Below are 23,161 nucleotides of genomic sequence, written 5' to 3'. Positions count from 1 at the left end.
TCGTGAAACGCTCGCTGGCCGGGTGTGCGGTGGTGCTGGCGCTGGCCGGCGCCATCGGCACGGCCCACGCCGGCAACCAGAAGGAAGAAGCGCTGGCCGATTCGGTTCGGCTGGCGCTGGCCAATGCCATCAAGGATGCGACCCCGCCGCAGCCGACATTCCGCACCGACTCCGAACGTTTGCGCTACCAGGGCTGGCTGGCGCAGGTGTCGGCGCGCCTGAAGCGCAAGCTGCCCGACGAGCAGACCCGCAACGAGTTCCTCGCCACCGTCTGGTACGAAGCGCGCCGCGCCGGCCTGGAGCCGGGCATGGTGCTGGGGCTGATCCAGGTGGAATCGGCGTATCGCAAATACGCGGTGTCTATCGTGGGCGCGCGCGGCTATATGCAGGTGATGCCGTTCTGGACCAATGTGATCGGCGACCGCAACCGCAGTGCGCTGTTCAATATGCAGACCAATCTGCGCTACGGCTGCGCCATCCTGCGCATGTATATCGACATGGAGTCGGGCAATCTCTACCTGGCGCTGGGCCGCTACAACGGCAGCCGCGGCAAGCCGGAATATCCGAACGCCGTGCTGTCGGCCTGGAACAACTGGAAGGTGCAATAAAAAATGCCGTCAACGCGTTGGCGGTGACGGCATCCCGGCGCGGCTGTACTGGCCGCTGCGCTTATTTCAGGTGGTCGGAAATGAGCTTGGTCATTTCGAACATGGATACTTGGGCTTTGCCGCCGAATACAGCTTTCAGCTTGTCGTCGGCATTGATCATGCGGCGGTTGGCCGGATCTTGCAGGTCGAGCTTCTTGATGTAATCCCAGACTTTTTTGGTGACTTCGGTGCGAGGCAGCGGGGTCGCGCCAACTACGGCGGCCAGCGTGGCCGATGGCGTCATCGCTTTCATGAAGGCGGCGTTCGGTTTGCGCGGTGCGGCCGGTGCGGCTGCTTTTTTCACTGCTGGCTTGGCTGCTGCTTTTGCGGGTGCTGCCTTTTTTGCGGCTGCCGGTTTCGCGGCGGCTTTCTTAGCTGGTGCTGCTGCTGGGGTTTTTTTGGCTGTTGCCATCTTCGAGCCTCCTTAACGAACACATGGAAAATTGCGCAATTGATCGCACCGGCTAATATTGGTGGTGATTTACCGAGTATGCAAGTGTTTTTCGCGTTTTTTCCCGGAAACACCACGTAAACACGGGCTTTCGCGGGGCAGCGCACCGTGGCGGCGCGCTTTTCCCTCTGTGACGCAGGCTTTTCCCGGCGGGGCTGCCTCGTTAGCGCATGCCCGGCATCATGCCCTTCATCGAGCGCATCATCTTCATCATGCCGCCGCCGGAGAGCTTTTTCATCATGGTCTGCATCTGCTCGAACTGGGTCAGCATGCGGTTCACTTCCTGCACCTGCACGCCGGCGCCGGCCGCGATGCGGCGCTTGCGGGTGGCCTTGATCAGCTCCGGCTTGGCGCGTTCCTGCGGCGTCATCGAGTCGATGATGCCGACCATGCGCCGCACCTGCTTGTCGGCCTGGTCCATGTTGGCGCCGCCGGCGGCTTGCTGGAACTGCGCCGGCAGCTTGTCCACCAGGCTGGCCATGCCGCCCATCTTCTTCATCTGGCCCAGCTGGGCCTTGAAGTCGTTCATGTCGAATTTGCCACCGGACTTGACCTTGGCCGCCAGTTCGGCCGCAGCCTTGCTGTCGACGCCTTTGCGCGCCTCTTCCACCAGCGCCATGATGTCGCCCATGCCCAGCACGCGGTTGGCCATGCGCTGCGGATCGAACGCTTCCAGGCCGTCCAGCTTTTCCGACACGCCGGCAAACTTGATCGGCTTGCCGGTGATGTGGCGCACCGACAGCGCGGCGCCGCCGCGCGAATCGCCGTCCAGCTTGGTCAGCACGATGCCGGTCAGCGGCAGCGCATCGTTGAAGGCCTTGGCGGTGTTGATCGCATCCTGGCCCAGCATGGCGTCGACCACGAACAGGGTTTCGATCGGCTTGACCGCCGCGTGCACGGCGGCGATCTCTTTCATCATCTCTTCATCGATGCCCAGACGGCCGGCGGTGTCGATGATCAGCACGTCGTGGTAGTGCTTCTTGGCCCAGTCCAGCGCGGCCAGCGCGATGTCGACCGGCTTGTCCTGCGCGGTGGACGGGAAGAAGTCGGCGCCGACCTGGGCCGTCACCGATTGCAGCTGGGCGATCGCGGCGGGACGGTAGACGTCGGCCGACACGGTCAGCACTTTCTTTTTCTTTTCTTCCTTCAGGTACTTGGCCAGCTTGCCGACGGTGGTGGTTTTACCCACACCCTGCAGACCGGCCATCAGGATGATGGCGGGCGGCTGCTGGGCAAAGCTCAGCTGCGCCGCTTCCGGGCCGAGGTCGGCGCCCATGATGGCGGCCAGCTCGCGCTGCACCACGCCGACCAGGGCCTGGCCCGGCGTCAGCGAGGAAATCACTTCTTCGCCCAGGGCCTTTTCCTTGACCTTGGCGATGAATTCGCGCACGGCGGGCAGGGCGACGTCGGCCTCCAGCAGCGCCAGGCGCACTTCGCGCAGCATTTCGGCGGTGTTGGCTTCGGTCAGGCGGGCCTCGCCGCGCATGGTTTTAACGACCTTGGCAAGGCGTTGGGTAAGATTGTCTAGCATGATGAACCCGGAATGAACAGTGGCCGTCATTTTACCCCATCGGGCAGGCCGCCGGCGCGGAGAGCCTGTTATCATTTCGCGCATGAACAGAGTGCGTATCTTCCTGGCGGCCCTGCCGGCGCTGGCCGGCCCGGCCGGGGCGGCCAATGTCGCCATGGCCTTTGGCGACAATCTGCCGCCGTTTATCATGGCGAAGGAGGACGCCGGCATCGAGGTCGAGCTGGTGCGCGAGGCGCTGGCCTATCGCGGCCATGTGCTGCAGGCGCGCTACCTGCCGATGGGCCGGATTCCGGTCAGCTTCAAGGCGCGCACGGTGGACGCCATCATGATGGACGTCGGCGAAGACATGACGCCGCAAGGCGGCTACTACGGCAACCCGCCGGTCATCTACGACAATGTGTTCTACACGCTCAAGCGCAGCAAGCTGGCGATCCGCAGGCCGGAGGATTTGCAGGGCCATACGGTGATCGCCTTCGTCGGCGCGGCCGCGCGCTACCCGGTGTGGCTGCAGCCGCTGACGCGCGGCACCGGCTATGTCGAGAGCAACCACCAGGAGGCGCAGCCGCTGCTGCTGGCGCTGGGCCGCTATGAAATCGTGCTGAGCGACCGCAGCATCTTCCAGTACTACACCCGCCTGCAGCGCCAGCGCGATCCCGGCTTCGTGATGCCGCCGGTGGACGAGCACAGCTTCATCCGCGCCGACGCCGGCGACTACCGGCCGGTGTTCCGCAGCGCCGCCATCCGCGACGACTTCAACGCCGGCCTGGCGCATCTGCACAAAAGCGGCCGCTACCGCGCCATCTACGACAAATACCTGAAGGACTGAGCCGCAGGCGCCATGCCTGCGGCGGCGCCGTTACGGCAGCACCAGGCGCAGCAGGGCGCCGCCGGCCGCGACCGCGAAACTGTGCGGCCCGGTCGGCACGATGCTGGTCGGACGGTCCAGCCGCGCCGGCAGCGCGCCCAGCACCGTGCCCTGGGCCGGCAGGCCGGCCACGCCCGCCACCACGCTGCGGCTGCCGTCGGCCGCGGTGCGCCAGATCACGCCCTGCGCCGGATCGGCGCTGTAGACATAGCCGTCCGGCGCCGCCAGCACGCTGCGCGGAATCGCCGCGACGGTGCTGGCCACGCCCTGCGGCGTGATCTTGCGGTAGGCCGCCGCCGCGCCGGTGGCGTCGCGGTCGGTCGCATACAGATTGCCGTCGGCGTCGACACCGTTGAGCTGCGGCCAGGCGAAGCGGGCCGCCGCGCCGGCGCCGTCGACGCTGGCCGGCGGCGCCAGGCCGGAGTCGTCGATGGTGCCGGCCAGCAGTTGCAGCTTGCCGGCCACGAGGCGGTAGACCGCGCCCTGCGCCGTCGGCGACAGCGTCCGGCCCAGCAGCGTGACATACAAGCTGCCGTCGCGCGCCAGCGCCAGTCCGCCGGCGCGGGCCGGGAACGGCGTGCTGGCGGTGGCCAGCGTGCTGACCGCGCCGGACGGCGTGGTCTTGCGGATGACGAGGCGGCCGGACATATACGGCGCCGGGTTGGGATCGTCGGCGCCCTCGAGCGAATACACATTGCCGTCGCCGTCGGCGGCCAGGCCGCCCGGCTGGTAGTAGCGCGCCGCGCCGCCCTGGCCGTTGATGCTGCGGTCTTCGGTATCGTCGTTCCAGCCGGCCAGCGGTGCCAGCTTGCCGCCGCCGATGCGGTTGACGATGCTCTGGTAGGACAGCAGCAGGCTGCCGTCGGCCGCCACGCGCAACTGGCCGGGCAGGTCGTTATTCTGGCGCAGGTAGTTGCCCTGGGAGTTGCCGCGATAGACGGTGCCGATGGCGCCGCCGCTGATCTTGCGCACGCGGTAGCCGCTGCCGCCGGCGAACTGGTCGTAGTCGATCAGCAGCAGATTGTCGTCGGCGTCCAGCACCAGGCTGTCGGGCTGGGTGACGCCGGCGGTGGCGAGCGGGGCGTCGGCATAGGCCCGGTCGTTGATGGCGATGACCGTGCTGACGACGCCGGCCGGCGTGCGCCGGAAGATGGCGGTGCGCGCCAGGGAGGCATAGGGATCGGTGGAGTAGTAATAGATGTTGGCATGGCGGTCCACCATATAAGCGGTGGACGCCGACGGCCCCGGCAGCGTCAGGCCGGCCACGTCCTGCACGCTACCGTCCGCGCCCAGCTTGCCCAGCGCGGTGGCGGCCGCCACGTAGACGGTACCGTTGTCGTCGCAGAAGATGCGGCGCGCGGCGGCGTAGGCTTTCGGCAGCGTGGCGACGGTGGCGATGCCGCCATCCCTGGTCAGCGTGCGCAGATAGCTGGCCTGGGCGCCGCTATCGAGCAGGTACAGCTTGCCGTTGCCGCAGGCCGCCAGCGCGCTGACGCTTTCCACCCGCGCGCGGCTGCGGTCGCCGTCGGCATGGCCGTTGACGGCGGCCGTCAGCGTGCTCACGCTGCCGTCCTTGGCCAGCAGGCGCACCGCGCCGGGAGCGCCGGGGCGGCTGTCGGCCACGTAGGTGTTGCCGTCGCGGTCGACCGCCATGTCGGCGACCAGGTCGAAGCGGGCATCGGTGCCCTGGCCGTCGAGCATGAAGTGGCCGCCGATGGTGCCGGCCGTCAGCGTCAGGCCGGCCAGCGCAGGATCGGGAGCCAGGCTCAGCGTCAGGCTCTGGCTCAGGTTGCCGGAGGTGGCGGTGATCGTCACCTGGCTGGCGGCGTTGATGCGCGCCGGCGGCAGGTAGTTGACGCTGTTGCCGCTGGCGGCGGACAGGCTGCCGGCGCTGCCCGGCGCCAGCGTCCAGCTGACGGTGCCGGCGCCGTTGAGCGTCGCGCTCAGCGCAACCGGCACGCCGGCGACGACCTGGGCCGGCGGGGCGCCCAGGGTCAGCGTGGTCGCGCCCGGCGTCACCGGCGTGGTCGGATCGGTGCCCGGCGTGCTGGGCGTACTTGGCGTGGCTGGATTGGGCGGCGGATTGGCGGCGGTCGGCGACGGCGAGGAGCCGCCGCCGCAGGCGGTCAGCGTGAAAACCAGCGCCGCGGCGGCGCAGTGGGCGGAGGTGCGGAAGGCAGAATTCAAGCGTGGCTTTCGGAAAATCGGATTAATCATTTATATAATATTGTCAGCTTATTATCTCACGCTGATATCAAAGGGAAATGCGCGCATTGTCACTGGCCGCAAGCAAAATTCAGTTTCCCGTTGACAACGTTGTTTTATATTGGCATCGTTGATGCTTTGCTAATATCAGGAGCAGCGCATGGAACAAGAACAACGCGTGCGGTTTCACGCCACCGGCGGCGAGTACTTCCGCATCTGGATCGTCAACCTGCTGCTGACCATCGTCACGCTGGGCATCTATTCGGCCTGGGCCAAGGTGCGCCGCAACCAGTACTTCTATTCCAGCACCGAGCTGGCCGGCAGCAGCTTCGAATACCACGGCAACCCGGTCGCCATCCTCAAGGGCCGCATCGTCGCCGCCGTGATCTTCGGCATCTACCTGGCCGCGGCTGCGTGGGCGCCGCTGGCGGCGGTGGCGGTGGCGCTGGGCATGGGCGCGGCCTCGCCGTGGTTCATCTGGAAGAGCTTGCAGTTCCGCCTGCATAACACCAGCTATCGCGGCATCCGTTTCCGCTTCGTCGGCGACGTGCACGACGCCTACACCAACTACCTGGTGCGTCCGCTGCTGAACGGCGTCACCTTCGGCCTGGCCACGCCCTTCATCCACCAGCGCGCCAAGGCCTGGCAGCACAACGAAAGCCGCTACGGCAAGGCGCGCTTCTCCTTCGACGGCAGCGTCGCCGATTTTTATAAACTGTATGGCGGCTTGCTGCTGATCGGCGGCGCCGGCCTGGTGCTGCTGTTCCAGCTGATGATCAAGAACGCGCCGGCACCGGCCAGCAGCGCCCAGGCGGCCGGCGAAACCAGCTTGTTCCTGCTGGCTTTCTATGGCTGGGCCTTCGTGGTCTATCCGCTGTTCATCAACATGCTGCAAAAGCTGATCTGGAACCACACCAGCCTGGAACAGCATCGCTTCCATTCGGACATGCGCTGGGGCCGGCTGGCCTTCATCACCTTCACCAACTACCTGGCCGTGATCTGCACGCTGGGCCTGTTCCTGCCGTTCGCGCGCGTGCGGGCGATGCGCTACCGCCTGGAGTCGATGTCGCTGCTGGTGGACGGCAGCCTGGACGACATCACCGCCGTGCAGGACGGCGAAGTCGGCGCGACCGGCGAAGGCATGGCCGAGTTCATGGATTACGACCTGTCGCTATGAGCGAAGCACAGCAGCCCGCGCCGCCGGTGGCCGCGCGCTATTTCGACGGCCAGACCTCGCGCCTGCACCGCGTCACGCTGACGGTGGCCGGCGGCGTCGCCCGCCTGGACGGCGAGGCCGAGCGCGTAGCGCCGCTGGCCGAGCTGCGTGTATCCGAGCGCAGCCGCCACGCGGTGCGCAAGGTGACGTTCGCCGACGGCGCCTATCTGGAAATCGACGACCTGGCCGGTTTCGAGCAGCTGCTGCGGCAAACCGGCCACCGCGACAGTCCGGTGGTGCTGTTGCAGCACAGCTGGCGCGGCGTGCTGGCCGCGGCCGTGGCCACGGTGGCGCTGCTGGCGCTGGGCTATCTGTATTTCCTGCCGGCCGCCGCCGGCTGGATCGCCGACGCCCTGCCGTTGTCGGCCGAACGCCAGCTGGGGCAGGGCGTGCTGGCCGCGCTGGACCGCCAGATGTTCGCGCCGTCGACGCTAGCGCCGGCCCGCCAGGAACAATTGCGGCGCCGCTTTGCCGCGCTGGTTGCGCCGCCGTCGGACGGCCCGGCGCCTGCCTGGCAACTGCTGTTCCGCAGCAGCCGCGTCGGCCCGAACGCCTTCGCGCTGCCGTCCGGCGACATCGTTATGACCGACCAGATGGTCGCGCTGCTGCAGGACGACGACGCCGTGATGGGCGTGCTGGCGCACGAGCTGGGCCATTTGCAGCGGCGCCATATGACGCGCCGCATCATCCAGAGTTCGGCCGTGACGGCCACCACCTCGCTGGTGTTCGGCGACATCTCCGCCGTGCTGAGCACGCTGCCGGCGCTGGCGCTGGACATGAAGTACTCGCGCGACGCCGAGCAGGAAGCCGACGATTACGCGGCGGCCATGCTGCGCCACAACGGCATCGCGCTCGACCATCTGGCGGCGGTGTTCGCCAAGCTCGACAAGCTGGACGGCGGCAAGCTGCCGCCGTATTTCTCCAGCCATCCGCCGAGCGCCGAACGGCAGGCCCGGCTGCGCACTCGGCCATGATTGAACGATAGGCAAGCGCTCTCCAGCTTGGTATGATCTGCACTGAAAAAAGTGGTATCACACTCGACAGGAGAGACGGATGAAATTGAACGCTATCGCCAAGACCTTGACCATCGCCGCCATGCTGGCCGCCGGCGCCACGCAGGCGCAGGAAGTGGTCCGCCTGGGCAATCTGAAGTTCGCCCACTACGGCGCCGTCTCTTACATCAAGGAGATCGCGCCCAAGTGCGGCATCAAGGTCGAGGAGCGGGTGTTCGCCAAGGGGCTGGACGTCATGCAGGGCATCATCGCCGGCGAGCTCGACGTCGGCACCACCGCGTCGGAAGCGGCGATCTCCGGCCGCGCCAGCGGTGCGCCGATTTTCGTCGTCGCCGGTTTCGCCAAGGGCGGCGCGCGCCTGGTCGGCCGCAGCGAGCTGAAGATGAAAAGCGTCAAGGATTTGAAGGGCAAGAAAGTCGGCGTCACGCGCGGCGGCATCCAGGAAGTGCTGCTGCTGGCCGAGCTGCAGCAGGCTGGCCTGAGCGCCTCCGACCAGCCGGGCAAGGACGTGCAGCTGATCTACCTGGCCTACGCCGATTTGAACCAGGCGCTGCTGGGCAAGAACATCGACGCCATGATGAACTCCGAGCCGCAATCCTCGCAATCGATCAACAAGGGTTACGGCAACGAGATCCTCAAGCCTTACGATACCCCGATCGGCGAGCCGATCCGCACCATGGTGATGACCGAGAAGTTCTACAAGGAGAAGCGTCCGCTGGCCGAGAAGTTCATGCGCTGCTTCGTCGAAGCCACCAAGACCTTCATCGAGCAACCGGCCGTGGCCGAGAAGTATGTGCGCGAGACCGTGTTCAAGGGCCAGATCACCAAGGACGATTTCGATGACGCCATCGGCAATTCGCCGTATTCCTACGACATCACGCCCGAGCACATCCAGATCACCACCGACGTCATGTTCAAGACCGGCGTCGGCCGCATGAGCAAACCGCCGGCCGCCAAGGAATGGGTCAAGACCGATCTGCTGGACGGCGCCAAGAAAAGCCTGGGCGTCAAGTAAATGGTCAAGTTCAAGCTGAAGGAGGTAGGCGTCGGCCTGATCGTGCCGGCGCTGGTGATCGGCGTCTGGCAGCTGGTGTCGATGAAGGGCTGGGTCAATCCGCAGATGCTGCCGTCGCCGCTGGCGGTGCTGGAACGCTGGATCGCCTATCTGTTGCCGATCCAGCCGTACAGCCCGGAGCAGGGCGGCTGGCTGTTGTGGGCCGTGTCCGGCGAGCTGATCGTCGACGCCCTCGGCAGCCTGTACCGCGTGGTGGTTGGTTTCGCCATCGGCGCCGCGCTGGCGCTGCCGCTGGGCCTGGTGATGGGCGCCAGCCAGACCGTGTACGCCTGGCTCAATCCGCTGATGCAGCTGCTGCGGCCGATTCCGCCCATCGCCTACATCCCGCTGTCCATCCTGTGGTTCGGCCTGGGCAATCCGCCGGCCATCTTTTTGATCGTGCTGGGCGCCTTCTTCCCGGTGCTGATGAACACCATCGCCGGCGTGCGCCAGGTCGACAGCATCTACCTGCGCGCCGCGCGCAACCTGGGCGCCAGCGGCAGCACCATGTTCCTGCGCGTGATCCTGCCGGCCGCCGTGCCCTACATCCTGTCGGGCGTGCGGATCGGCATCGGCACCGCCTTCATCGTGGTGATCGTGTCCGAGATGATCGCCGTGAACAACGGCCTGGGCTTCCGCATCCTGGAGGCGCGCGAGTACTTCTGGTCGGACAAGATCATGGCCGGCATGATCACCATCGGCCTGATCGGTTTGATCATCGACACCGCCGTCAACAAACTGAACAACCATCTGCTGCGCTGGCACCGCGGCCTGGAGAACTGATGATGAGTGTTGCAAACCCGCCCCACATCGTCGTCGCTAACGTCAGCAAGGTGTTCCAGACCGCCGAGCGCCAGCTGGTGGCGCTCAAGGATATCGACCTGGAGATCCCGCAGGGCCAGTTCGTCTGCCTGCTGGGGCCTTCGGGCTGCGGCAAGTCGACGCTGCTGAACGCCATCGCCGGTTTCGCGCCGCCGAGCGCCGGCCGCATCGTCGCCGACGGCAGGGAAGTGACGGCGCCCGGCCCCGAGCGCGGCATGGTGTTCCAGGAATACGCGCTGTTCCCGTGGATGACGGTGGCCGACAACGTCGCCTTCGGCCTGGAGATCAAGGGCATGGCCAAGGCCGAGATCAACGCCATCGTCGACAAGCTGCTGGCCATGCTGTCGCTGACCGACTTCCGCAACCGCTTTCCGAAAGACCTGTCCGGCGGTATGCGCCAGCGGGTCGCCATCGCCCGCGTGCTGGCGCTCGATTCGCCGATCATGCTGATGGACGAGCCGTTCGGCGCGCTCGATGCGCTGACCCGCCGCAACCTGCAGGACGAGCTGCTGCGCATCTGGGCCGAGCTGAAGAAGACCATCATCTTCGTCACGCACAGCATCGAAGAGGCGATCTATCTGGCCGACCGCATCGTCGTCATGACCTACCGCCCCGGCACCGTCAAGCGTGACCTGATGGTGGAACTGCCGCGCCTGCGCGATCCGGCCTCCGCCGAGTTCAACGCCCTGAAGCGCGAACTGGGCCAACTGGTGATGGAAGAGCAGCAACGCCATCACAACGACGAGCTGCGCATGGCAGCCATCGACTGAGCGATGGTGTAAACTGAGGGACATGCAGACTCCTTTACTCTTCGCAGCCATCGCGCTGTATCTTATATGTGCCGCGCTGCCGTCGCGCCGGGCCGGGCTGATTTCCGCCCTGACGGCGGCCGCCTGGGTGCTGCACGGCGCCGGCCTGTGGTCGGAAGTGGCCGGCGGCGCCGGCACCATCCGCATCGGCTTTGCCGCCATGCTGTCGTCGGCGCTGTGGGTGTCGGTGGCCGCGTACTGGATAGAAAACCAGAATTTCAGCCTGGACGGCATGCGCCGCCTGGTCATGCCGAACGCCGCGCTGGCGGCGGCGCTGCAGGCCGGCTTCCCCGGCAATGTGATTCCGCTGGAGGGCAAGTCGCCGCTGTTCGGCTGGCATATCGCCATCGCCACGCTGGCCTACAGCACGCTGACGGTGGCCGCCTTCCATGCGGTGCTGATGGCCTTGCAGGAAAAGCGCCTGCACGCCGGCACCGACGCCAGGAGCTTCATGTCCAGCGCGCTGGACCGGCTGCCGGCGCTGCTGACGATGGAGAAGCTGCTGTTCCGCATGATAGGCTTCGGCTTCGCCCTGCTGAGTTTGACGGTGCTGTCGGGGATCGTGTTCTCGGAACAGCTGTTCGGCCAGGCGCTCAAATGGGACCACAAATCGGTGTTCACCATGATGTCGTGGCTGTTGTTTGCCTCGTTGCTGGCGGGCCGCCGCTTCCGTGGCTGGCGCGGCAAGACCGCGCTGAGCTTCACGCTGGCCGGTTTCGCTACCTTGTTGCTGGCCTATGTCGGCAGCCGTTTTGTGTTCGAAGTGGTTTTGCATAAGGGTTGGGCATGAGCCGTATTATCTTTTGGCTGGCGTTGGTTTTCCTGGTGATCTTCGCCATCCGTAGCAAGATCCGCGAGGCGCAGAAGCGTCAGCAGCAGCAATTCCGCCAGCCGCCGCAGCCGGACGGCGCGCGTCCCGCCGCCAAATCGGTGGCCGACGCTGAAACCATGTTGCAGTGCGCCCATTGCGGCATCTTCTATCCGGCATCGGAATCCGTGCAGGCGCGCGGCCGCGACTATTGCAGCGCGGCCCACGCCACGCTGCCGGCTGCCTAGGCCCCGGCGTGATCGCGCGCCTGCAGGCTTTATCGGCTGAATCGCGCGCAACCTTCTGGCGCTCGCTGCAAACGCTGAACGCCACGCGGGTGGTGATCGCGCTGGTGCTGCTGGTCTACCTGAGCTTCGACAACCACGGTCTGCGCGCTTCCGGGCCGTATCTCTACCTGCAGATCTGCCTGATTTACCTCGGCCTGGCGATCGTCTTCGCGCTGACGGCGGTGTATTGGCAGCGCCGCTTCCTGCTGCAACTGCTGTCGCAGATCGCCTGCGACCTGGCCGTGATCTCGCTGCTGTACCTGGCCGGCGGCGGCTTGCGCAGCGGCCTGGCCATCCTCTATCTGTTCCCGCTGGCCGGTTCGGCCATCCTGGCGCCGCTGATGCTGTCGCTGTTCTGCGCCTCGCTGGTGGCGCTGTTCATGCTGGCCGAAAGCACCTGGCAGGTGTTCATGATGGAGGGCGAACAGCCTTATTTGCAGGCCGGCTTGTACGGCGCCGCCTTCTTCGCCGCCGTGTTCGTGGTCAACCGCATGGCCGCCAAGCTGATCGGCCAGGAAGAGCTGGCGATACGGCGCGGCGTCGAGATCACCGTGCAGCAGGCGGTGAACCGGCTGGTGATGGCCAACGTCGGCGACGGCATCCTGGTGATCGACGCCGATGGCCAGGTCTTCGCCGGCAATCCGGCGGCGCAGCAGATGCTGGGCATGATAGGCCCCGAGATGAAGTTCCGGCTGTCGGCCGCCGCCGCGCTGGCGCCGCTGGCGCAAGCCTATGCCGAATGGCGCGACGACGCCACGCGCAGCACCGCCTATGTCACCATCAAGCCCTATGCCGAGGCGGCGCTGCAGGACGTGACGGCCGCGTGGAGCGCGCGCCGCGACCTGGCCGCGCACTTGAAGGTGCGCTTCGCGGCGGTCAACACGGACGGCCTGGGCACGGACCGCAGCGTGATCTTTTTGCAGGACGTGACCGGCATCGAAAACCAGGCGCAGCAACTGAAGCTGGCGTCGATGGGACGACTCACCGCCAGCATCGCGCACGAGGTGCGCAATCCGCTGTCGGCCATCGGCCACGCCACCTCGCTGCTGGGCGAGGACCTGGACAGCACCGTGCACCTGCGGCTGCTGAAGATCGTCGGCGACAATGTGGCGCGGGTCAACCGCATGGTCGAGGATATCTTGCAGCTGTCGCGCAAGGTGCAGCCGCACAGCGAGCCGCTGGCGCTGGAAGTCTTCCTGGCCGAGCTGAAGGCGGAGTTCGTCGAAACCCACGGCCTGCCGCCGGACATCATCGGCACCTCGGCGCCGGCCGGCACGCTGGTGCGCTTCGATGCGCTGCACCTGCGCGAGGTGGTGCTCAACCTGCTCAACAACGCGGTGCGCTACGCCAGCGGCGGGCCGGAATCGATCCGCATGGACCTGTTGAGCGACAAGGCGCGGCGCATGGAGCTGCATGTGCAGGACGACGGCCCCGGCATCTCGCCCGAGGTGCGGGCCCACCTGTTTGAGCCGTTTTACACCACATCCAGCAAAGGGACGGGGCTGGGACTGTATCTGGCGCGCGAATTGTGTTTGAATAACGAAGCGCGGCTGGACTATGAATATCGTTTCGACATCAAGGACAGCCCCGATGGGACGCCCCGCTCCAGCGGGCGGTTTGTAATCACCTTCGCCCATCCGGCGCAAAAGTAGAGAGGCTGCTTGATGAGTGCTAGAGGTTCCCAACGCGCGCCTCGCGTGCTGGTCGTCGACGATGAAGCCGACCTGCGCGAGCTGCTGGAACTGACCCTGCTGAAAATGGGGCTGGACGTCGACAGCGCCGCCACGCTGGCGCAGGCGCGCGGCCTGCTGGCGCAACCGGAGCGCGAATACCAGCTGGTGCTGACCGATATGCGCCTGCCGGACGGCCTGGGGCTGGAGCTGGTGCGCGAAGTCAGCGCCGCCTACAAGAACACGCCGATCGCGGTGGTGACGGCTTTCGGCAGCGCCGACAACGCCGTCATCGCGCTCAAAGCCGGCGCCTTCGATTACATTTCCAAGCCGGTGGCGCTGGACCAGCTGCGGGTGATGGTGCAGTCGGCGCTGCGGCTGAACGCCGAACCGCCGGCCGGCGAGGCGCCCGATGCCGCGCAGGCGGCCAGCCGTTTGAAGGGCGAGTCGGCCGTGATCCAGGCGCTGCGCGCGCAGATCGCGCGGCTGGCGCGCTCGATGGCGCCTATCGCCATCAACGGCGAATCGGGCAGCGGCAAGGAGCTGGCGGCGCGCGAGATCCACGCGCTCAGTTCCCGTGCAGGCAAACCTTTCATCGCCGTCAACTGCGGCGCGATCCCCGAGGCGCTGATGGAGGCGGAGTTCTTCGGCTACCGCAAGGGCGCGTTCACCGGCGCGGCCGATGAGCGGGACGGTTTCTTCCAGGCGGCCAACGGCGGCACGCTGATGCTCGACGAAGTGGCGGACCTGCCGCTGGCGATGCAGGTCAAGCTGCTGCGCGCGATCCAGGAGCGGCGCGTGCGCAAGATCGGCGCCACGGCCGAAGAGCCGGTCGACGTGCGTATTATTAGCGCGACCCACAAGAACCTGGCGCAGTGCGTGGAGCAGGGCAGCTTCCGGCAGGATCTGTTCTACCGCCTGAATGTGATCGAATTGAGCCTGCCGCCGCTGCGCGAGCGGCTCGACGACCTGGCCGTGCTGACCGGCGCCATCCTGGAACGGCTGGGCACTTTCGAACACAAGGTGCGGCTGGGCGAGGGCGTGCTCGATGCGCTGCGCGGCTACTCCTTCCCCGGCAATGTGCGCGAGCTGGAAAATATCCTGGAGCGGGCGCTGGCCTTCGCCAACGACGGCGTGATCGAGGTGGCGGACCTGGCGCTGAAAGGCGCGCGCATGGTCGAAGCAGTCGTGCCGCTGCCGATGCCGGCGGCGCCGCACCCCGCCGCCAGCGAGGCCGCCGCGCCGGACCTGGCCCCGGCGCCTTCGCCGACGCCGGCCGATCAGGGGCCGGCCGCCGCAGTCGCCGCCGCCGCAGGCTTGCCGCCGCTGCCCCATCTCGACGCGCTGCCCAGCAGCCTGCCCGACTACCTGAACCAGATCGAGCGCGACATCATCCTGCGCGCATTGGCGCAGACGCAGTTCAACCGCACCCAGGCCGCCCATCTGCTGGGCATCAGCTTCCGCCAGCTGCGCTACCAGATGCAGAAGCTGAACATCCAGGAGCCGGAGGCGTGAGCGCGCCGCCGCTGGGCGCCGACGGCTGGTGGCCCGAGGCGATCCGCTACGACACCCCGTACGCCGACGACCGTCCCGACCCCGCCGACATCACGCTGCTGGTGGTGCACAACATCTCCCTGCCGGGCGGCCGATTCGGCGGTCCGCACGTGTCCGACCTGTTCACCGGCCGCTTGGACTATAATACTGACCCCTCGTTCGCGGACCTGCGAGGGCTGAAGGTGTCGAGCCACTTTTTCATCCGCCGCGACGGCCGCGTGATGCAGTATGTTTCTGCTAACGACAGGGCCTGGCATGCGGGTCTGTCGGTTTTTCGCGGACGCGAAAAGTGCAACGACTATTCGGTCGGCGTGGAGCTGGAAGGCACCGACGACAGCGGCTTCGAGCCGGCGCAGTACCAGGCGCTGGCCGTGCTGACGCTGGCGCTGCAGTCGCGCTATCCGCTGACCGATGTGCAGGGCCATGAACACATCGCGCCGGGCCGGAAAACCGACCCGGGACCGTTGTTTGATTGGGAATTTTATCGAAAAAGCTGGCAGGCACTGCTTAATCAAAAGGCACTGGATGAGCCCGCGTTAGTGGGTGCTAGCGCCGGATTGCGCTTCGCAAAAGGCCTCCTGCAAAGTCAATAGAAAAATTGCCTGAAACGGCAAAATTTCCACTTGTCTTACGATTATCTGACCACTACAATCAGTGTATCGATTCACACCAATCACTAGATATAGTAGTTCTCATGACACTGGTTCTTAAACTATTTGCAAGCCGCCAAGGCCAGTTCACCACCCATTTTATTGCAGTTTAACCGGCCAGGCAGGTTTGGCAGGTCGCTTCATTTTGGCCTTTTTTTATACAACATTACGTCGCGCAGCACTGACTGCACGCTGTTATCGGGGAGCTTAAATGCAATCTACTCAAGACATCACCATCAATCCAGCGCTGGTACCAGCAGCCGCTGCGAGCACCGCCAGCAGCCCGGTCACGGCCGCCAGCGACCTCGGTGACTACCGCATCATCCGCCGTAACGGCGCGGTCGTCGCGTTTGAACCGTCGAAAATCGCGATCGCCGTCACCAAGGCCTTCCTGGCCGTGAACGGCGGCCAGGGCGCAGCCTCGGCCCGCATCCGCGAATTGGTAGAGCAGCTGACCGCCAGCGTCGTCACCGCACTGGTGCGCCGCCAGCCATCGGGCGGCACCTTCCATATCGAAGACGTGCAAGACCAGGTTGAACTGGCGCTGATGCGCTCCGGCGAACACGATGTCGCCCGCGCCTACGTGCTGTATCGCGCCAAGCACATGGAAGAGCGCCGTCTGGCCAAGGAAGCCCAGGGCGCCACCGCCGCCATCGAAGCACCGCAAATCCACGTGCTGGAAAACGGCGAGCGCAAGCCGCTGGAAATGAACCGCGTCACCGGCCTGATTAACGCCGCCTGCATCGGCCTGGAAAAGCACGTCGACGCCGACGCCATCCTGGCTGAAACGCTGAAGAACCTGTACGACGGCGTACCGGTCGAAGAACTGCACAAATCCGCCATCCTGGCCGCCCGCGCGCTGATGGAAAAAGATCCGGCCTACTCGCAAGTGACGGCCCGCATCCTGCTGCACACGATCCGTAAGGAAGTCTTCGGCAAGGAAGTCGCGCAAGCCGCCGCCGCCGCCGAATACGTGACCTACTTCCCGCAATACATCGCCAAGGGTATCGCCAACGAACTGCTGGACACCAAGCTGGCCGAGTTCGACCTGGCCCGCCTGGCCAAGGCGCTGGTCGCCGACCGCGATCTGCAGTTCGGCTACATCGGCCTGCAAACCCTGTACGACCGCTACTTCCTGCACGTGCGCGACGTCCGCATCGAGATGCCGCAAGCGTTCTACATGCGCGTCGCCATGGGCCTGGCCCTGAACGAATCCGACCGCGAAGCGCGCGCCATCGAGTTCTACAACCTGCTGTCGACCTTCGACTTCATGTCGTCGACCCCGACCCTGTTCAACTCGGGCACCCTGCGTTCGCAGCTGTCGTCGTGCTACCTGACCACCGTGTCGGACGACCTGGAAGGCATCTACGACGCCATCAAGGAAAACGCCCTGCTGGCCAAGTTCGCCGGCGGCCTGGGTAACGACTGGACCCCTGTGCGCGCACTGGGCGCCCACATCAAGGGCACCAACGGCAAATCGCAAGGCGTGGTGCCGTTCCTGAAAGTGGTCAACGACACCGCCGTCGCGGTCAACCAGGGCGGCAAGCGCAAGGGCGCGGTCTGCGCCTACCTGGAAACCTGGCACATGGACATCGAAGAGTTCTTGGACCTGCGTAAAAACACCGGCGACGACCGCCGCCGCACCCACGACATGAACACCGCCAACTGGATCCCGGACATGTTCATGAAGCGCGTGATGGAAAAAGGCGAGTGGACCCTGTTCTCGCCATCCGACACCCCTGACCTGCACGACCTGGTCGGCAAGGCCTTCGAAAAAGCCTACCTGGGCTACGAAGCCAAGGCCGCCGCCGGCGAAATCCGCGTGTTCAAGAAGATCGCCGCGCTGGACCTGTGGCGCAAGATGCTGTCGATGCTGTTCGAAACCGGCCACCCATGGATCACCTTCAAAGACCCATGCAACATCCGTTCGCCGCAGTCGCACGTCGGCATGGTCCACAGCTCCAACCTGTGCACCGAGATCACGCTGAACACAGGCCCTGACGAAATCGCCGTCTGCAACCTGGGTTCGGTCAACATGCCAGCCCATATGAAAGAGGGCAAGCTGGATCACGTCAAGCTGAAAAAGACCATCCGCACCGCCATGCGCATGCTGGACAATGTGATCGACATCAATTACTACGCCGTCGACAAAGCGCGCAACGCCAATATGCGTCATCGTCCGGTGGGTCTGGGTGTGATGGGCTTCCAGGACTGCCTGCACATGATGCGTATTCCGTTCTCGTCGAACGAAGCCGTGTCCTTCGCCGACACCTCGATGGAAGCGGTGTGCTACTACGCCTACCTGGCTTCGACCGAACTGGCTGAAGAACGTGGCCATTACCAGTCGTACAAAGGCTCGCTGTGGGATCGTGGCATCCTGCCGCAGGACTCGATCAAGCTGCTGGCCGATGAACGCGGCGGCTACCTGGAGCAGGATACCTCGGCTGCCATGGACTGGACTCCGGTGCGCGACCGCATCAAGAAGTTCGGCATGCGTAACTCGAACTGCGTGGCGATCGCTCCAACCGCGACCATTTCGAATATCATTGGCGTGTCGGCTTGCATCGAACCGACCTTCCAGAACCTGTACGTGAAGTCCAACCTGTCGGGCGAGTTCACCGAGATCAACGCCTACCTGGTGCGCGACCTGAAGGCGCGCGACCTGTGGGACGAGGTGATGATCTCCGACCTGAAGTACTTCGACGGCTCGCTGGCCAAGATCGACCGCATCCCGCAAGACCTGCGTGACATTTATGCAACCGCGTTCGAAGTGTCGCCGACCTGGCTGGTGGAAGCAGCATCCCGCCGCCAGAAGTGGATCGACCAGGCACAGTCGCTGAACATCTACATGGCTGGCGCATCGGGCAAGAAGCTGGACGAGACGTACAAGCTGGCATGGCTGCGTGGCCTGAAAACCACCTACTATCTGCGCACCACCTCCGCTACCCATACGGAGAAGTCGACCTCCAAGACCGGCGCGCTGAACGCGGTGGCGGTGGACGGCGGCATGTCGGCCAGCGCGATCGCGGCTGCGACGCCAGCTGCGGTGGCTCCGGTGGCCGCAGCCGAGGAAGACGGCGCCGCCTGTTACCTGCGTCCTGGCGACGACGGTTTCGAGGAATGCGAAGCCTGCCAGTAATCTAAAGTGTCGTTCCCGCCAGCGCGGGAACGACTGTACTAATATATACACATAGAATTCAGAGGGAAAACCATCATGTCGCTGTCCTGGGACGAAGAGGCCGCATCGGCCGCACCGCAAGCTGTCAATCAAGCCGCACTGGCCACCGGCGAAGCCAATGCCGAGCAAGTCGCGCGCCGCGTCAATGCCGACGACAAGCGCATCATCAACGGCAAAACCGACGTCAACCAGCTGGTGCCGTTCAAGTACAAGTGGGCATGGGACAAATACCTGGCCGGCTGCGCCAACCACTGGATGCCGCAGGAAGTGAACATGCAGCGCGATATCGAGCTGTGGAAGAATCCGAACGGCCTGACCGACGACGAGCGTCGCCTGGTCAAGCGCAACCTGGGCTTCTTCGTCACCGCCGACTCGCTGGCCGCCAACAACATCGTGCTGGGCACCTACCGCCACATCACCGCGCCTGAGTGCCGCCAGTACCTGCTGCGCCAGGCCTTCGAAGAGGCGATCCACACCCACGCCTACCAGTACATCGTCGAGTCGCTGGGCCTGGACGAGGCGGAGATCTTCAACGCCTACAACGAAGTGAAGTCGATCCGCGACAAGGACGAGTTCCTGATCCCGTTCATCAACACCCTGACCGACCCGGCCTTCACCACCGGCACCGTGCACAGCGACCAGCAACTGCTGAAGTCCCTGATCGTGTTCGCCTGCCTGATGGAAGGCCTGTTCTTCTACGTCGGCTTCACCCAGATCCTGGCGCTGGGCCGCCAGAACAAGATGATGGGCGCCGCTGAACAGTACCAGTACATCCTGCGCGACGAATCGATGCATTGCAACTTCGGCATCGACTTGATCAACACGATCAAGATGGAAAACCCGCTGCTGTGGACTCCAGCCTTCAAGGAAGAGATCAAGCAGCTGTTCCTGAAGGCCGTGGACCTGGAGTACGCCTACGCCGAAGACACCATGCCGCGCGGCGTGCTGGGTCTGAACGCCACCATGTTCAAGGGCTACCTGCGCTTCATCGCCAACCGCCGTGCGACGCAGATCGGCCTGGAGACGCTGTTCGACCAGGAAGAGAACCCGTTCCCATGGATGAGCGAGATGATCGACTTGAAGAAAGAGCGTAACTTCTTCGAGACCCGCGTCATCGAATACCAGACCGGCGGCGCGCTGAACTGGGATTAATCTGTAGCGTACCAAAGCAAAAAGCCTGGCGGTTGCCAGGCTTTTTTCATTTCAGGCGGTCGCGATTGGCGTGGATGGCGCCAGGCCGGGCGACTGGCTCTCTCCCATGACCGCCATCTGATGTTCGCCTCCGGGGCCGGGATTGAAGCTCAGGTCATAGCATGGCGATAGCTGCCAGTGCCAGTCGCGGCTCATCCGGTATGAGACATTCTTGGCGTGGTCGTCCCGGTTATTGAACAGCACATTGAAGACGCAGCGCTGGAACGCGGCGTCGACCTGCCGCTGATCGCCGGTCATCAAACGCGTGGCGCGCAGGAAGGTGCTGTAGTCGACCGACGGCAGGCGGAAGTCGACATGCAGCAGGGCGGCTAGCGTATGGACCGGCACGCGCACGTCATCTTCGCGGTCGAAGCGCCGGGCGCCAAAGGCCGCCAGTCGCCGGTCCAGATCGAAATGGCGCGTCGCTGGCATCTCCAACCCACAGCTCCGCGCCAGTTCGGCATACACATGTTCGATCGCGCAGACTTCCTTATGCTCGTTCTGCGCGGGGAACTTGACCAGCCACGGTTCGCCGCCGGCAGCATCGTCCAGCGTGCTGACTTGACCGCTGGCTGGATCGAAGCGCACCAGTACCTTGGGCCGGGAGCCATGTGGCGATCCTCCCAGCAGGACCAGTTGCTTGAGGATGGCGCTGTCCTCGCCCTGCAAAAGAGTTTGCGCCGCTCTCGCCAGGTCAAGCAGGCGCAGGTCCTCCGGTGATAGCTGTAGCGGATCGGGTGGTTCATAACTGAGCGCACCCATGCCGCGGTCGCCGACGAACGCCAGCCTGTCGAGCGGAGAGATGCCGCTCTGCGTCCACCTCAATTTTCGAAATAGTTTATTCGTTAGGTGTATGAACGAGTCGTCGGGAAGACTCTGCGCGGAGCGCGCTTGCGGTTTGCCCGCTCCGCTTTTTCCATGGCGGCGATCGACGCGATCTTGAGACGGAAAAGTTCGCCCAGGTCGTCCGCCAGTCCGAGCGCGGCGACGATCTGGATGAAGGACATCAGCGAGGCTTGTCCCACTTTGTGGCCCGCGCCACGACGCTCATAGCGCGACAGCGATTGTCCGCCGCTAGCTCATAGCGTAAACACACCGCCCACACTGGCCGACTTCATCGACGCGAAGCGCAGCAGTGTCAGTCTGCCGCGGCTCGTCGCGACGAACTGCGCGCGCTGATGAAGCGCGTCGCGACCGCGCAGGCGCCGCCGCAAAAACGGCGACGCGGAACGCGCCGCATCACGCGGCGACACGCTCGATGTTCGCGCGCGCGATGCACACGCACCGCCGCGATCCACATCGCAGCGCATCAGCGCCGGCGCGCACCGCAGTATTCTGCTTGCCATTCGCCGCACTCTGTCTCATAATCGCGACGAATTTAAAACAGTGAGTAGCGGCGGCGCGCAAGCGATGCGCAAGCGCTCTCGAATTCGGAAGTGGGCGGCGCGGATTTTTCCGCCGGCGATGACGGCATCGCAGAAACCCAGACGGCACAAGGCGCGCTTTCAAGCGCACTTTTTTCGCGCGACGCCGCGAACGTTTTTTCGAACTCGATTGAGCGCGCACATCGCGGCGCGACGACGCAAGCGGGCATGCCGAATCGGCGTGCGTATGTGAGTTGACGAGCTTAACGCGAAAAAAAGCGCATGAATATCTATCGTGCTGGTTGCGCACCGACAAGGTTTTCGTGTACTTTACGAGATTGAAAATGCGTGTTTTGAAGTGTGCATAAATTTGACGTCGCACACGCCGCAGAAATGATCGCGATACGGGATACAGATTCACACAGATATGCACAAGACCACACTGTTTTTGTTCAACCGTCTTGCCTGATTAGGTTCGGGCTGGGCGGTTTTTTGTTTGAAAACGAAAACCGTGAATGGCTGCGACGTAGGTCCATGGAGCTGAGTACACGCCCGACCACCCGCAAAACGTCGCAACAAGATTTGTACCTGAACGCCGAGCCGGCCACGGTCGGCGCGCAGGTCGATGGCTGAAGTGCTGCACTCGTGAGGGGTTGCAGCAGTTCAGCTGGTGCCGAATTCATTAGCGCAAACCGTTGTTCGTTTGCGCCGATGAATAATTCGCCTGGCCTAATTCCGGGCCGGACGGGTTTAAATCTTGTAATGAATTTTTCCCATCCCCGATGAAGGAGAACTAAAAATGGCAACAGCCGCAAAGAAACCAGCAGCAAAGAAACCGGCCGCGAAAGCCGCCGCCCCAGCGAAAAAGCCTGTCGCAGCGAAAGCCGCCGCCAAGCCAGCAGCGAAAGCTGCCGCTAAACCAGCCGCTAAACCAGCCGTGAAAAAAGCAGCTGCCAAGCCAGTCGCTAAAAAAGCCGCCGCTAAACCAGCAGCCAAGCCAGCAGCAAAAGCAGCAGCCAAGCCAGCAGTGAAAAAAGCCGCTGCCAAGCCAGTCGCTAAAAAAGCTGTCGCTAAACCAGCAGCCAAGCCAGCAGCTAAAAAAGCAGCAGCCAAGCCAGCCGCTAAACCAGCAGCGAAAAAAGTAGCCGCTAAACCAGCAGCTAAAAAAGTCGTCGCCAAGGCAGCAGCCAAGCCAGCAGCCAAAAAAGCCGCAGCTAAACCAGCAGCTAAAAAAGCAGCAGCCAAGCCCGCAGCGAAAAAAGTAGCCGCTAAACCAGCAGCGAAAAAAGTCGTCGCCAAGGCAGCAGCCAAGCCAGCAGCTAAAAAAGCCGCCGCTAAACCAGCAGCGAAAAAAGTAGCCGCCAAGCCAGCAGCTAAAAAGGTCGCCGCCAAACCGGCAGCCAAGCCAGCCGCTAAAGCAGCAGCCAAGCCAGCAGCCAAAAAAGCTGTCGCCAAAAAACCAGCGGTAAAAGCAGCAGCCAAACCGGCTGCAAAGGCAGCGGCTAAGCCAGCAGCAAAAAAGCCAGTTAAGGCAGCCGCTAAGCCGGTTGCCAAGAAGCCAGTCGCTAAGAAGGTCGCCGCTAAACCGGCAGCCGCTCCAGCCGCTGCTTCGGCTGCACCAGCAGCGGCAGCCGCCGCTCCTGCTGCCAAGCCAGCTGTGAAAAAAGCTGCCCCGAAAAAGGCTGCTGCACCGAAGAAGGAAGCTGTCGCCAAGCCAGCCGCTCCAGCACCGGCCGCCGCTCCTGCAGCAAAAACCGTGTTGGCACCGGCCGCAGCATGGCCGTTCCCAACCAGCACCCGTCCTAGCTAATTAAATAGCTTCGATGCCTGCTGAGGCAATGGGCCG

Annotated in this window: 21 protein-coding genes; 14 read left to right on the top strand and 7 right to left on the bottom strand. The window is 64.4% G+C overall.

The window, feature by feature from the left end:
• Positions 1-2: 2 nt before the first annotated feature.
• Positions 3-608: a lytic transglycosylase domain-containing protein gene (locus GEV01_RS17915; protein ID WP_328595554.1), complete on the top strand. Its 606-nt coding sequence runs from the start codon at positions 3-5 to the stop codon at positions 606-608.
• Positions 609-669: 61 nt separating this feature from the next.
• Here GEV01_RS17915 and GEV01_RS17910 read toward each other — a convergent pair whose 3' ends face one another.
• Both GEV01_RS17910 and ffh read right to left on the bottom strand, forming a co-directional pair.
• Complete coding sequence (locus GEV01_RS17910; protein WP_152806806.1) at positions 670-1,059, bottom strand: SWIB/MDM2 domain-containing protein; 390 nt, start codon at positions 1,057-1,059, stop codon at positions 670-672.
• 202 nt (positions 1,060-1,261) lie between these two features.
• The gene (gene ffh, locus GEV01_RS17905) at positions 1,262-2,629 is read right to left on the bottom strand and encodes a signal recognition particle protein (RefSeq protein WP_008452144.1); all 1,368 of its coding nucleotides are present in this window, start codon (positions 2,627-2,629) and stop codon (positions 1,262-1,264) included.
• Positions 2,630-2,711: 82 nt separating this feature from the next.
• On the opposite strand from ffh, the gene GEV01_RS17900 reads away from it, so the two are divergent.
• Entirely contained in the window at positions 2,712-3,455 is a 744-nt protein-coding gene (locus GEV01_RS17900; RefSeq protein ID WP_152806804.1) for a substrate-binding periplasmic protein, read from the top strand.
• A gap of 30 nt (positions 3,456-3,485) precedes the next feature.
• Here GEV01_RS17900 and GEV01_RS17895 read toward each other — a convergent pair whose 3' ends face one another.
• A complete protein-coding gene (locus tag GEV01_RS17895) occupies positions 3,486-5,681 on the bottom strand; it encodes a hypothetical protein (RefSeq protein ID WP_152806802.1) in 2,196 nt (731 codons plus the stop codon).
• Between the two features lie 178 nt (positions 5,682-5,859).
• On the opposite strand from GEV01_RS17895, the gene GEV01_RS17890 reads away from it, so the two are divergent.
• The 12 genes from GEV01_RS17890 (at position 5,860) to GEV01_RS17835 (ending at position 19,912) form a co-directional block, all read left to right on the top strand.
• On the top strand, positions 5,860-6,876 hold the full coding sequence (locus GEV01_RS17890) for a YjgN family protein (protein ID WP_152806800.1): 1,017 nt from the start codon (positions 5,860-5,862) through the stop codon (positions 6,874-6,876).
• Positions 6,873-7,889 (top strand): M48 family metallopeptidase, encoded by a 1,017-nt coding sequence (locus tag GEV01_RS17885; RefSeq protein ID WP_152806798.1) that lies wholly within the window; start codon positions 6,873-6,875, stop codon positions 7,887-7,889. Before GEV01_RS17890 ends, GEV01_RS17885 begins: the two co-directional genes overlap by 4 nt.
• 79 nt (positions 7,890-7,968) lie before the next feature.
• Positions 7,969-8,943, top strand: a complete 975-nt coding sequence (locus GEV01_RS17880) for an ABC transporter substrate-binding protein (protein WP_152806796.1) — start codon at positions 7,969-7,971, stop codon at positions 8,941-8,943.
• Entirely contained in the window at positions 8,944-9,765 is an 822-nt protein-coding gene (locus tag GEV01_RS17875; protein WP_152806794.1) for an ABC transporter permease, read from the top strand.
• Entirely contained in the window at positions 9,765-10,574 is an 810-nt protein-coding gene (locus GEV01_RS17870) for an ABC transporter ATP-binding protein (RefSeq protein WP_175023103.1), read from the top strand. The genes GEV01_RS17875 and GEV01_RS17870 overlap by 1 nt, the downstream gene beginning before the upstream one ends.
• Positions 10,575-10,596: 22 nt before the next feature.
• A complete protein-coding gene (locus GEV01_RS17865; protein WP_070359803.1) occupies positions 10,597-11,403 on the top strand; it encodes a cytochrome C assembly family protein in 807 nt (268 codons plus the stop codon).
• A complete protein-coding gene (locus GEV01_RS17860) occupies positions 11,400-11,669 on the top strand; it encodes a PP0621 family protein (protein ID WP_152806792.1) in 270 nt (89 codons plus the stop codon). The genes GEV01_RS17865 and GEV01_RS17860 overlap by 4 nt, the downstream gene beginning before the upstream one ends.
• Positions 11,670-11,677: 8 nt before the next feature.
• Entirely contained in the window at positions 11,678-13,360 is a 1,683-nt protein-coding gene (locus GEV01_RS17855; protein ID WP_328595544.1) for a sensor histidine kinase, read from the top strand.
• A gap of 12 nt (positions 13,361-13,372) precedes the next feature.
• On the top strand, positions 13,373-14,893 hold the full coding sequence (locus GEV01_RS17850; RefSeq protein WP_152806790.1) for a sigma-54-dependent transcriptional regulator: 1,521 nt from the start codon (positions 13,373-13,375) through the stop codon (positions 14,891-14,893).
• Positions 14,890-15,525 (top strand): 1,6-anhydro-N-acetylmuramyl-L-alanine amidase AmpD, encoded by a 636-nt coding sequence (ampD, locus tag GEV01_RS17845; RefSeq protein WP_328595543.1) that lies wholly within the window; start codon positions 14,890-14,892, stop codon positions 15,523-15,525. The genes GEV01_RS17850 and ampD overlap by 4 nt, the downstream gene beginning before the upstream one ends.
• Positions 15,526-15,793: 268 nt before the next feature.
• Entirely contained in the window at positions 15,794-18,721 is a 2,928-nt protein-coding gene (locus GEV01_RS17840) for a ribonucleoside-diphosphate reductase subunit alpha (RefSeq protein ID WP_008452117.1), read from the top strand.
• 75 nt (positions 18,722-18,796) lie between these two features.
• Positions 18,797-19,912: a ribonucleotide-diphosphate reductase subunit beta gene (locus tag GEV01_RS17835; protein WP_152806788.1), complete on the top strand. Its 1,116-nt coding sequence runs from the start codon at positions 18,797-18,799 to the stop codon at positions 19,910-19,912.
• A gap of 51 nt (positions 19,913-19,963) precedes the next feature.
• Here the strand turns inward: GEV01_RS17835 and GEV01_RS17830 are convergent, their stop codons facing one another.
• The 4 genes from GEV01_RS17830 to GEV01_RS30775 form a co-directional block, all read right to left on the bottom strand.
• Positions 19,964-20,713: a type II toxin-antitoxin system HipA family toxin gene (locus GEV01_RS17830; RefSeq protein ID WP_235914405.1), complete on the bottom strand. Its 750-nt coding sequence runs from the start codon at positions 20,711-20,713 to the stop codon at positions 19,964-19,966.
• Positions 20,714-20,796: 83 nt separating this feature from the next.
• The gene (locus GEV01_RS17825) at positions 20,797-20,958 is read right to left on the bottom strand and encodes a hypothetical protein (protein WP_175023101.1); all 162 of its coding nucleotides are present in this window, start codon (positions 20,956-20,958) and stop codon (positions 20,797-20,799) included.
• Positions 20,959-21,030: 72 nt separating this feature from the next.
• Positions 21,031-21,297, bottom strand: a complete 267-nt coding sequence (locus GEV01_RS17820) for a hypothetical protein (protein WP_152806784.1) — start codon at positions 21,295-21,297, stop codon at positions 21,031-21,033.
• 768 nt (positions 21,298-22,065) lie between these two features.
• Positions 22,066-23,028 carry a hypothetical protein gene (locus GEV01_RS30775; protein ID WP_175023099.1) on the bottom strand — a complete coding sequence of 321 codons (963 nt, stop codon included), beginning with the start codon at positions 23,026-23,028 and terminating at the stop codon, positions 22,066-22,068.
• Between the last annotated feature and the right edge of the window lie 133 nt (positions 23,029-23,161).

It is taken from the genome of Rugamonas rivuli, from assembly GCF_009380165.1.
GTDB classification, from domain to species: domain Bacteria; phylum Pseudomonadota; class Gammaproteobacteria; order Burkholderiales; family Burkholderiaceae_D; genus Rugamonas; species Rugamonas rivuli.
This window is presented reverse-complemented; position numbering and strand designations above follow the sequence as displayed.